The 11,534-nt window shown below is 70.0% G+C and carries 7 protein-coding genes and 4 tRNA genes; 7 read left to right on the top strand and 4 right to left on the bottom strand.

The features are described 5' to 3' along the window. Positions 1-165 precede the first annotated feature (165 nt). The 3 genes from ABD198_RS25470 to ABD198_RS25460 form a co-directional block, all read right to left on the bottom strand. Positions 166-2,340 (bottom strand): DEAD/DEAH box helicase, encoded by a 2,175-nt coding sequence (locus tag ABD198_RS25470; protein WP_344006079.1) that lies wholly within the window; start codon positions 2,338-2,340, stop codon positions 166-168. A gap of 318 nt (positions 2,341-2,658) precedes the next feature. Continuing rightward, positions 2,659-3,240 carry a hypothetical protein gene (locus ABD198_RS25465; RefSeq protein ID WP_344006077.1) on the bottom strand — a complete coding sequence of 194 codons (582 nt, stop codon included), beginning with the start codon at positions 3,238-3,240 and terminating at the stop codon, positions 2,659-2,661. Between the two features lie 81 nt (positions 3,241-3,321). After that, entirely contained in the window at positions 3,322-3,672 is a 351-nt protein-coding gene (locus ABD198_RS25460) for a metallopeptidase family protein (RefSeq protein ID WP_167996835.1), read from the bottom strand. 86 nt (positions 3,673-3,758) lie between these two features. Here ABD198_RS25460 and ABD198_RS25455 point away from each other — a divergent pair, with 86 nt between their 5' ends. The 7 genes from ABD198_RS25455 (at position 3,759) to ABD198_RS25425 (ending at position 10,413) form a co-directional block, all read left to right on the top strand. Beyond that, a complete protein-coding gene (locus ABD198_RS25455) occupies positions 3,759-5,309 on the top strand; it encodes a metallophosphoesterase family protein (RefSeq protein ID WP_344006074.1) in 1,551 nt (516 codons plus the stop codon). A gap of 81 nt (positions 5,310-5,390) precedes the next feature. Next, positions 5,391-5,463, top strand: a tRNA-Glu gene (locus ABD198_RS25450). Between the two features lie 37 nt (positions 5,464-5,500). Beyond that, positions 5,501-5,575: transfer RNA gene (locus ABD198_RS25445), tRNA-Asp, on the top strand. Between the two features lie 24 nt (positions 5,576-5,599). Then, positions 5,600-5,673 (top strand) — tRNA-Phe (locus ABD198_RS25440). Between the two features lie 149 nt (positions 5,674-5,822). Continuing rightward, a complete protein-coding gene (hrpA, locus tag ABD198_RS25435; RefSeq protein WP_344006072.1) occupies positions 5,823-9,773 on the top strand; it encodes an ATP-dependent RNA helicase HrpA in 3,951 nt (1,316 codons plus the stop codon). A 115-nt stretch (positions 9,774-9,888) separates the two neighbouring features. Next, positions 9,889-9,963 (top strand) — tRNA-Asp (locus tag ABD198_RS25430). 270 nt (positions 9,964-10,233) lie between these two features. After that, positions 10,234-10,413, top strand: coding sequence for a DUF6274 family protein (locus tag ABD198_RS25425; protein WP_344006070.1), 180 nt, complete (start codon positions 10,234-10,236; stop codon positions 10,411-10,413). A gap of 371 nt (positions 10,414-10,784) precedes the next feature. On the opposite strand, the gene bldC is transcribed toward ABD198_RS25425, so the two are convergent. Continuing rightward, positions 10,785-10,991, bottom strand: a complete 207-nt coding sequence (gene bldC, locus ABD198_RS25420) for a developmental transcriptional regulator BldC (protein WP_003949541.1) — start codon at positions 10,989-10,991, stop codon at positions 10,785-10,787. Between the last annotated feature and the right edge of the window lie 543 nt (positions 10,992-11,534).

The following is an 11,534-nucleotide window of genomic DNA, read 5'->3' as shown; positions in this document are numbered from 1 at the left end:
CGCCGATGCGGAGCATCGGCAACCGGTGACAACGCCGCAGATGCGCGTGCCAGACCCCGCGTCCGCGGGCTGATCCAAACGACAGGCCCTAGGTCACCCGGACGAGCGCAAGGCCCCGCACGACGGTCGTCGTGCGGGCCCTTCCGGTCGGTTTCGCTCGCCGGGTCAGCCGTTGCGCTTCCAGCGCGGCTTGTCCTCGCGGCGTCCGAAGGAGCCGCCGCGGTGGTCGTCACGACGGCCGTAGGGGCGGTCGTGGGACGGGCGGTCGTGGCCGCCGGAGCGGAAGCCCGGACGGTCGCCCTGGCGGTCGCGGTTGAACGGACGGTCGCTGCCGCGGTGGCCGCCGCGGTCGTCGCGACGGAAGCCGCCACGGTCACGGTCGCGGCCGAACCCGCCCCGGTCGTCACGGCGTTCGAAGGAACGGCCGCCACGGTCACCCCGGTCGTCACGGCGGAAGCCGCCGCGGTCACGGTCACGGTCCCGGTTGAAGCCGCCGCGGTCGTCACGGCGTTCGAAGGTACGGCCACCGCGGTCACCCCGGTCGTCACGACGCTCGTCGCGACGGAAACCGCCACGGTCGCGGTCACGGTCGAAGGAGCGGCCGCCCCGGTCGTCACGGCGGTCGTCGCGACGGAAGCCGCCACGGTCACGGTCACGGTCCCGGTTGAAGCCGCCCCGGTCGTCGCGCCGCTCGAAGGAACGGCCACCACGGTCGGCCCGGTCGTCACGACGCTCGTCGCGACGGAAACCGCCGCGGTCGCCGTCACGGTCGTCGCGGCGCTCGCGGCGCTCGGCGGGAGCGGGCACGTATTCGGTGCGGTCCATGTCGCGCGCGCCCGGCTGCTCCGGCAGCGAGATCTCCGCCCCGGTGGCTGTCTCGGCGGCCTCGGCCACCGCGGCCTGCGGGTCCTCGCCGCGCTCGCGGGCGGCCCGGGCGATCAGCCGGTCGGCCTCTTCGCGCAGTTCCGCCGCGCGGCGCTGCGCCCGCTCCAGCTCCTTGGTGAGCTGGGCGACCTCGCGCTCGGCCTGCTGGGCGGCGTTGGCCGCCGACTCGGCCTGGACCTCGGTCATCGACCGGGCGCCGGTGATCTCGGCGACCTCGGGGTCGAAGGCGGCGCCGCCCTGGATGATGTGGCGCGTGGCGTCGACGCCCGCGTCCTCCATCAGCCGGAAGATCTGGCGCCGCTGGTGCGGCAGGGAGAGGGAGACGACGGTTCCGGTGCGGCCGGCGCGCGCGGTGCGGCCGGCGCGGTGCAGGTAGTCCTTGTGGTCGCCGGCCGGGTCCACGTTGAGCACCAGGTCGATGCCGTCGACGTGGATGCCGCGCGCGGCGACGTCGGTGGCGACCAGGACGTTGACGTAGCCGTCCTTGAAGTCGGCCAGCGTGCGGGTCCGGGCGCCCTGGGTCATGCCGCCGTGCAGCGCCTCGGCCTTGACGCCCGCCTCGCGCAGCTGGTCGGCGACGCGGTCGGCGCCGAGCTGGGTGCGGACGAAGATGATGGTGCGGCCCTTGCGGGAGGCGATGGCCGCGGTGACCGGCGCCTTGTCCTTGGGCTTCACGACCAGGATGTGGTGCGACATGGTCGTCACCGCGCCCTGGGCCGCGTCCACCTCGTGGGTGGCGGGGTCGTCCAGGTACCGGTCCACGAGCGTCTTGATCTCGTTCTCCATGGTGGCGGAGAAGAGCATGCGCTGACCGCCCGCCGGTACCTGGTCCAGCAGCTCCGTCACCTCGGGCAGGAAGCCCAGGTCGGACATCTGGTCGGCCTCGTCGAGGACGGTGATCTCCACGCTCTCGAGCGAGCAGGCGCCGCGGTTGATGATGTCGCGCAGGCGGCCGGGCGTGGCGACGAGGATGTCGACGCCGCGTTCGAGGGCGTAGATCTGGTTGCCCATGGAGGTGCCGCCGCAGACGACCTTCATCTTCAGACCGAGGACGTCGCCGTAGGGCTGGAGCGCGTCGGCGACCTGCATGGCGAGCTCACGCGTCGGGGTCAGGATGACGGCGCGCGGCCGGTGCTTCTCGGTCCGGCCGCCGGCGAGCTGCGCCAGCGTCGGCAGACCGAAGGAGAGGGTCTTGCCGGAGCCGGTGCGGCCGCGGCCGAGGATGTCCTTGCCGGCCAGGGCGTCCGGGATGGTCGCGGCCTGGATCGGGAAGGGAGTGGTCACGCCGTTCTGCGCGAGCTTGCGCACGACGCCCTCGGGGAGGCCGAGATCGGCGAACGTGACCTCGGGGGCCTTCTCGGGGGCGGTGTCGGTGTCCGCGAGGTTCTGGATGTCGTCGGCGACATCCTCAGAGTTCTCGGGCACGACGACGTGATCGGTACTGGCGATGGGCATACGAATGCGAAACCTTCCGGAGTCTCTTCGGCACGCGCCCGTCAACTCCGTGATTCGCGATTCGCAATACGACCGCCTCGATGCGGTCCACCACGGCAAGGGAGAGAGTACGCGCCACACGGCGCGCTCTGCGGTGGCGCCGGGCAAATAGGATCAAACGATCTGCCACCATACGCACCCGGGGGCCCCGAAAGCAAACCGGGTCCCGGTCCGGGAGCACCGCGGCAGGTCAGCGCGGTGGGGCGGCGGTCCGGTCGAAGTGTGCCACGTCGAGCGAAGCGAAGTGTGTCACGTCGACCGGACCCAAGTGTGTCACGTCTACGCCGGCGCCCCCGCCTCCGGCGCGGGTTCCCGCTGCGCCAGCTGGGTCTGCGGCGGTTCGTGCGCCGAGGAGGAGGGCTCCGGGGCGGTGGGTTCCGGCTCACCGGACGGCTCGGGCGGCGTGGGTGTGGGCTGCGGGTCCGGGGTCCGGGTGGGCTGCTGCGGCACGGGCCGCTCGTCGGGGGTGGGTTCCGCGGGTCCGCCCGGCCCGCCGCCGGCCGGCCGTGAACGGCTCGCCCCCGGGGACGGGGAAGTGCCGGGGCGCGCGGACTTCTCGGACCGCTTCTTCCCGTCCTTCCCCCTCTTCTCCTTCTCCGCGCGCTCGCCGTCCGCGGCCCTGCCCTCGCCGGCCGCGACCCCGTGCCCGGAGTCGCCGCCGCCGGGTGCGGCCGCCCCGTCCGGGACCTTGGCGCCCGGCTTCACGGAGTGCGTCGGCTCGGCGCCCCCGCCCGCACCGTCCTCGCCGACGCTCATACAGCCGGCGGCAGCGGCGACGGCCACCAGCGTGGCGGCCAGGCGGACGGGAACGAGCTTGCGGGGCACGGCGGCCACCTCCGGATGGGAGTAGCGGGTTGCCATGCCCAACTCCCCCTGCCCGCAAGAGGACACGCCGTTGGACGTATCCGTAGTCGACCCGTATCCGTATCCATGCCCGGGGACCTATCCGTAGCCGAGGGCGTGCAGTCGGGCGTCGTCGATCCCGAAGTGGTGCGCGATCTCGTGCACCACCGTGATCTCCGTCTCCGCGACGACGTCCTCCCGCGACTCGCACATCCTCAGCGTCGGCCCGCGGAAGATGGTGATCCGGTCCGGCAGCACCCCGGCGTACCACTCGCCGCGCTCGGTCAGCGGGGTCCCCTCGTACACCCCCAGCAGCTCGGGATCGTCGGCGGGCGGCTCGTCCTCGACGAACACCGCCACGTTGTCCATCAGCCGCGTCAGCTCCGGCGGAATCCGGTCGAGCGCTTCCGCGACCAGCTCCTCGAACTCCTCGCGTGTCATCTCCAGCACATCAGCCATTGTCAGGTACGACCCGTCCGTACGAGTCCAGCGCGGCGCGCGGCATATCAGGCACTCTGTATGGGCATACGGGATCAATGGCCCGCGTCCCCGCCGCCGTCATGAACGCCATGCACCACATCCGGCTTCCCCGACGCCACCGCTCCCGCCGGCGCGCACCGGAGACGATCGGCCTGGCGCCGCAGCGCAGCCCCTGGCTGCGCGCCCTCGGGCTGATCACCGTGGTCGTCGTCGGCGCCTGGCTGGGCCTGCTCGTGGTGGGCAATGTGCGGGTCCCGGTCGGCCCGATGAACACCACGATGACCCTGCGGCCCTCGTTCACCGGTGGCACGAAGATCAATGTCTCACCGCTGGGCGCGCTGGAACTGGACAGCCACATCGCCCCGGTCCGCCTCGACGTCAACGTCGACCAGCTCGACCCGGACCGCGCCCAGGCCCTGGTCGACCAACCCGAACGCCTCTCCGGCCTGCAGGACGAGGTCGCCCGGGACGTCACCCGGGGCACCGCCGATCTGGCCGTGCGCTCCTGTGTCGCCGTGGTCACCGGCGCCACCGCGCTCGGCCTGCTGGTCTACCGGCGTCCGCGCCGCGCGCTGGCCGCCGGGGGTCTCGCCCTCGCCCTGCTCGCCGCGTCCGGCGGCACCGCGTACGCCACCTGGAACCCGGACTCCGTGCTGGAGCCCCGCTTCTCCGGGCTGCTCTCCTCGGCCCCCTCGCTGGTCGGCGACGCGCGCAGCATCGTCACCGAGTTCGACGTCTACCAGAAGGAGCTGGCGCGCCTGGTCAGCAATGTGGCCAAGCTGTACGACGCCACCTCCACGCTGCCCGCCTACGAGCCCGACCCCACCACCATCCGGGTGCTGCATGTGTCGGACATCCACCTCAACCCGGCGGCCTGGAAGATCATCGCCTCGCTGGTGGACCAGTACCAGGTCGACGTGATCGTGGACACCGGCGACACCATGGACCACGGCACCGCCGCCGAGAACGGTTTCCTCGACCCCATCGAGGACCTCGGCGCCCCCTATGTCTGGGTCCGCGGCAACCACGACTCCCGTGTCACCCAGCGCTATCTCCAGGACCTGAAGAACGTCCACGTCCTCGACGACGGCCGGGCCAGGACCATCGCGGGCCTGCGCTTCGCCGGGATGGGCGACCCCCAGTTCACGCCCGACCGGTCCAGGAAGGCCGGGGCCGAGATGTCCCAGGAACTGGCGGGCGCCCGCCTCGCCTCCGCCCTGCGCGACCACCGGGCCGCCGGCCGGCCGGTGGACGTCGCCATGGTGCACGAGCCGTCCGCGGCCCGGGAGGTCGACGGCACGGTCCCGCTGGTGCTGGCCGGTCATCTGCACCGCCAGGACACCGAGGTCATGGAGTACGGCACGCGGCTGCGCGTGGAGGGCTCCACCGGGGGCAGCGGCCTGCGCGCGGTCGAGGGGGAGCGCCCCGACCCGATCCAGGCGTCGATCCTCTACTTCGACCGCGACACCCGCCGGCTCCAGGCCTGGGACTCCATCGAGCTGGGCGGTCTCGGCATGACCAGGGCGGAGGTCAGCCGCCATCTGCCGGAGGAGAACCAGCCCGGCGCGACGCCCTCGCCCGCGACCCCCTCCCCGAGCACCTCCTGAAACCGTTTTGGCGAACCATCCCGCCATCCCATATGCTTCTCACGTCCCCGACGCGCTGAGAAGCGCCCAGGCGGGCCGATAGCCCTCATCGTCTAGCGGCCTAGGACGCCGCCCTTTCAAGGCGGTAGCACGGGTTCGAATCCCGTTGGGGGCACGCACCACTCTGTGCGACACTGTCGTACATCACGCTTGGTCCTGTGGAGCAGTTTGGAGTGCTCGCCACCCTGTCAAGGTGGAGGCCGCGGGTTCAAATCCCGTCAGGACCGCTGGTGTTTCACGTGAAACACCGTGGCTGGGTAGCTCAGTTGGTACGAGCGTCCGCCTGAAAAGCGGAAGGTCGCCGGTTCGACCCCGGCCCCAGCCACAGCCCAAGGGCCCCGACCGTTCGGTCGGGGCCCTTGTCGATGTCCGGCTGCCCGGCACTGATGCCTGTCCGTGTCGCATCCATGTCGCCCGGACGCCCCGCAAAACCATTCGCCGGGATTTTCGGCCGGATGAGATCCTGGAATCCGTATGTTCACGCATCCCGCACCCGCACCCGCCCTCGGCGCCCTCGCCTCCCGGCTCTCCGACGTGTCCCTGCGGGACGCGCACCGCCTCGGCCGGCGGCTGGAGGGCGCACGCAAGATCCGCAAGCCCGAGGCGCGTGCCGCCGTGCTCGCCGAGATCGAGGCGGAGATCGCCCGGGCCGAGGAGCGGATCGCCGCACGCCGGGCCCGGGTGCCCGAGGTCGGCTATCCCGAGCAGCTGCCCGTCAGCCAGAAGAAGGACGAGATCGCCGAGGCGATCCGCGACCACCAGGTCGTGATCGTCGCCGGTGAGACGGGCTCCGGCAAGACCACGCAGATCCCCAAGATCTGCATGGAGCTCGGCCGGGGCGTGCGGGGCATGATCGGGCACACCCAGCCCCGCCGGATCGCCGCCCGTACCGTCGCCGAGCGCGTGGCCGAGGAGCTGCGCACCCCGCTCGGCGAGGCCGTCGGCTGGAAGGTGCGCTTCACCGACCAGGTGGACCCCGAGGGCACCTTCATCAAGCTGATGACCGACGGCATCCTGCTCGCGGAGATCCAGACCGACCGCGAGCTGCGCGCCTACGACACGATCATCATCGACGAGGCCCACGAGCGGTCCCTCAACATCGACTTCCTGCTGGGCTACCTCGCCCAGCTGCTGCCCAGGCGCCCGGACCTCAAGGTCGTCATCACCTCGGCGACCATCGACCCGGAACGCTTCTCCCGGCACTTCGACGACGCCCCGATCATCGAGGTCAGCGGCCGGACCTACCCCGTGGAGGTCCGCTACCGGCCGCTGCTTGAGGAGGACTCCGACGACGCCGACCGGGACCAGATCACCGCGATCATCGACGCCGTCGAGGAGCTGATGGCGGAGGGGCCCGGCGACATCCTGGTGTTCCTCTCCGGTGAGCGGGAGATCCGGGACACGGCGGACGCGCTCAACAAGAAGCAGTACAAGTTCACCGAGGTGCTGCCGCTGTACGCCCGGCTCTCGCACGCCGAGCAACACCGGGTCTTCCAGCCGCACACCGGGCGCCGGATCGTGCTGGCGACCAATGTCGCCGAGACCTCCCTCACGGTCCCCGGCATCAAGTACGTCGTCGACCCCGGCTTCGCCCGGATCTCCCGCTACAGCCACCGCACCAAGGTCCAGCGGCTGCCGATCGAGCCGATCTCGCAGGCCAGCGCCAACCAGCGCAAGGGCCGCTGCGGCCGCACCTCGGACGGCATCTGCATCCGCCTGTACTCCGAGGACGACTTCCTCTCCCGCCCGGAGTTCACCGACGCGGAGATCCTGCGCACCAACCTCGCCTCCGTCATCCTGCAGATGACCGCGGCCGGCCTCGGCGACATCGAGAAGTTCCCCTTCATCGACCCGCCGGACCACCGCAACATCCGCGACGGTGTGCAGCTGCTGCAGGAGCTCGGCGCGCTGGACCCGAAGCAGAAGGACCCCCGCAAGCGGCTCACCGAGACCGGCCGCAAGCTGGCGCAGCTCCCGGTCGACCCGCGGCTGGCCCGCATGGTGCTGGAGGCCGACAAGAACGGCTGTGTCCGCGAGGTGATGGTGATAGCCGCCGCGCTGTCCATCCAGGACCCCCGCGAACGGCCCGCCGACAAGCAGACCCAGGCGGACCAGCTGCACGCCCGCTTCAAGGACGAGACCAGCGACTTCCTCGCCTACCTCAATCTGTGGCGGTACATCCGCGAGCAGCAGAAGGAGCGGGGCTCCAGCTCCTTCCGCCGGATGTGCAAGCAGGAGTATCTGAACTTCCTGCGGATCCGTGAGTGGCAGGACATCTACACCCAGCTGCGCACGGTCGCCAAGCAGATGGGCATCCACCTCAACGAGCAGGACGCCCCCGCCGACCGCATCCATGTCTCCCTCCTCGCCGGTCTGCTCTCGCACATCGGCATGAAGGACGTGAAGGACGGCAACAAGAACGAGTACCTGGGCGCCCGCAACGCCAAGTTCGCGATCTTCCCGGGCTCGGCCCTGTTCAAGAAGCAGCCGCGGTTCGTGATGTCCGCCGAGCTGGTGGAGACGAGCCGGCTGTGGGCCCGGGTGAACGCGAAGATCGAGCCGGAGTGGGTCGAGCCGCTCGCGGGCCATCTGGTCAAACGCACCTACAGCGAGCCGCACTGGGAGAAGGACCAGGCGGCGGTGATGGCGTACGAGAAGGTCACGCTGTACGGGGTGCCGATCGTCGCCCAGCGCAAGGTGAACTACGGGCGGATCGACCCGGAGGTCTCCCGGGAGCTGTTCATCCGCAACGCGCTGGTCGAGGGCGACTGGCGCACCCACCACAAGTTCTTCGCGGACAACCGCAAGCTGCTCGGCGAGGTCGAGGAGCTGGAGCACCGCGCCCGCCGCCGGGACATCGTCGTCGACGACGAGACCCTGTTCGACTTCTACGACCAGCGGATCCCCGAACATGTCGTCTCCGGCGCGCACTTCGACTCCTGGTGGAAGCGCAAGCGGCACGAGCAGCCGGACTTCCTGGACTTCGAGCGGGAGATGCTCATCCGGGAGTCGGCGGAGGCGGTCACCAAGGCCGACTACCCGGACACCTGGCGGCAGGGCCCGCTGAAGTTCAAGGTCACCTACCAGTTCGAGCCGGGCGCGGACGCCGACGGTGTGACCGTGCACATCCCGCTCCAGGTGCTCAACCAGGTCGAGGAGGAGGGCTTCGACTGGCAGATCCCCGGCCTGCGCGAGGAGCTGGTCACCGAGCTGATCCGCTCGCTGCCCAAGCCCATCCGCCGCAACTACGTCCCCGCACCCAACTACGCGAAGGCCTTCCTGGAGCGGGCGGTGCCGCTGCAGGAGCCGCTGACGGTCACCATGGCGCGGGAGCTGAAGCGCATGGTCGGTGTGCCCTTCGAGGCGGACGACTTCGACTGGTCGAAGGTCCCCGACCATCTGAAGATCACTTTCCGGATCGTCGACGAGCGCCGGCGCAAGATCGACGAGGACAAGGACCTGCAGGCGCTGAAGCTGCGGCTGAAGCCGGAGGCCCGCAAGGCCATCTCCAAGGCGGCGGCTGCCAGCGCGGTCCGTGCGGGCGGCGAGTCGCTGGAGCGCAAGGGCCTGACCGACTGGACCATCGGCACGCTCACCCGCGTCTTCGAGACCCGCCGCGCCGGCCAGCCGGTGCGCGCGTATCCGGCGCTGGTGGACGACGGTGACACCGTCTCGGTCCGCCTCTTCGACACCGAGGAGGAGCAGGCCGAGGCGATGTGGAAGGGCACCCGACGGCTGATCCTGCGCAACATCCCGGTCAACCCCGCGAAGTTCGCGTCCGAAAAGCTGACCAACCCCCAGAAGCTCGCCCTGTCCGCCAATCCGCACGGCTCCGTGCAGGCGCTGTTCGACGACTGCGCCACGGCCGCGGCCGACAAGCTGATCGCGGACTTCGGCGGGCCGGCCTGGGACGAGGAGTCCTACCGGAAGCTCTACGACAAGGTCCGCGCGGAGATCGTCGACACGACCGTCCGCACGGTGGGTCAGGTGCAGCAGGTGCTGGCCGCCTGGCAGTCCTGCGAGCGCCGCCTGAAGTCGGTGCGCAGCCCCGCCCTGCTGGCCAACCTCCAGGACGTCAGGGCGCAGCTGGACGGGCTGGTGAAGCCCGGCTTCGTGACGGAGGCGGGCCTGCACCGCCTGCCGGACCTGCTGCGCTATCTGGTGGCCGCCGACCGCCGGCTGCAGCAGATGCCGACGAACGTCCAGCGGGACACCACGCGCATGCAGAAGATCCAGGAGATGCAGGACGAGTACGCCTGGCTGCTGGAGCAGATGCCGCAGGGGCGGCCGGTGCCGCGGAAGGTCCTGGAGATCCGCTGGATGATCGAGGAGCTGAGGGTCAGCTACTTCGCTCACGCGCTAAGCACGAAGTACCCGGTGTCGGACAAGCGGATCGTGAAGGCGATCGACGCACTGGCCCCGTGACGGGGACACCCTGACCCCGTGACGGATTCGGCACACAGGGTGAGTTCGACCCGGAGGCTCGGCTCCTGTACAGTCTCTTCTCGCAGCGCACAGCACGAATCGCTCTGCGAAACCTGGTCCTGTGGAGCAGTTTGGAGTGCTCGCCACCCTGTCAAGGTGGAGGCCGCGGGTTCAAATCCCGTCAGGACCGCACGAGAAGAGGCCCGCATCCGTCACGGATGCGGGCCTCTCGCCGTTCCGGGCCACGGCGCCCGGTTCCCGCCTGCGGCGCGGGACCGCTCCCGTCCGCCCCCTCCGGCCCAGGGGCGCGCCGGCGCCCGTCTCGGGCCGCCTCGTGGGCTTCTGTGCCGCTTCTGTGCCGCTTCTGCGCGCTGTCCCGGCCGTCTTGACGGCCCCGCACTCTGCCAGTACGCCAGAAGTCAGGGGACCCGCTTCCCGGGTGGCTTCTCGGAGGTGGTGTATGGGGGCATCAGGCAGCCATCGGGCACGTGCACTGCTGCGGGCGCATCTGGCGGCCGCCACGTCGTACCGGCATCTCACCCGCCACTGCCCGATCTGTCATCGGCTGCTGCGGCTGGCCATGGAGTCCGGCTCCCGCCCCGAGGACAGCAGGGGCACCGCCAACGTCCGTTCCGTTTAGCGCATATGCCACAGGCTCATCAAGACGCCTCGCATGTGACGGGTGTCACCGCATGAGTTTTCAGAAGCGCCGTCTATACCCCCCTCCTACAACGCGTCAATTTAATATGTGCAATTGCACTCTCCCCACAGGCCTCCACAAGCCCGCGCATAACCGCAGCCCGGAGGCCCGCAGGACGCACAAAAAAGATCGCGCTGGACCCGGCGGAGGTCCAGCGCGATCGACGACGCACCCAGGTTCAGCGGCTGATGAAGCTCTGATCGGTGTGGGCGAGGGGCCTGTTGGGGCAGTCCCCGCGTCGCTTGGAGCTATGGATGACGGGCGCCTCGGCGGGTTGGGGGACCTGCCGATATGCCCGGATATTCAGTTGTTCAGGCCTCGCTGCGCTGCTGCGGGATGCCCGCGAGCAGAGCGCGGACCTCGGCCTCGCGGTAGCGGCGATGCCCGCCGAGCGTGCGGATCGACGTGAGCTTGCCGGCCTTCGCCCAGCGCGTGACCGTCTTCGGGTCGACGCGGAACATGGTGGCGACCTCAGCCGGGGTCAGCAGCGGCTCGGCATCAGGCGTGCGAGCGGTCATGAGCGGCCTCCTCGGGAGAACCGAACCTTCTCGGTTCTTTCCTCTAAATTCTGCACCTTGACCCGCGTTGCCCGAAATGGCGGACGCGAGTCGAGTCGGTTATAGGACGAACGGCTTGTCCTCGGCACTACAACTACACCATCTGTCCAGCGGCGTCGGCCAAACCGACGGAATTGCCCTCCCAGGTGTTCATCAGCCGCGGAAGCCGATGGACCGTGCCATAGCGGACAGTCACGCCGCTGTGACGATCAGTCACAGCGGCGTGCAGGAGTCACGAGACCCCCCAAAGCGTGCAATGCTGAGTTTCCGCCCACAATGGAGCACAGTAGGACGGAGGAGTCCTCCCCGGACTCCTTGTCCTATTTTGGCATGAGGGTGGGCAAGCGACGCAAGGGCCTTGTACGTGCGGTCCGTCACGCTTGTCCGTTGTCGAGCGGCTGTTGACGCGGCCTCAGGGCGAAGACGAAACCTCAAGAAGGGCGTTTGGTCAAACGCCAGTTCGCGCTCGTCTGCTCACTCTGCGTACACACGGCTCGCTGAGCA

The sequence above is a fragment of the Streptomyces thermocarboxydovorans genome, from assembly GCF_039524635.1.
In the GTDB taxonomy this organism is placed as follows: domain Bacteria; phylum Actinomycetota; class Actinomycetes; order Streptomycetales; family Streptomycetaceae; genus Streptomyces; species Streptomyces thermocarboxydovorans.
Note: the sequence above shows the minus strand (reverse complement) of the source record. Positions and strands in the feature narration are given on the sequence as shown.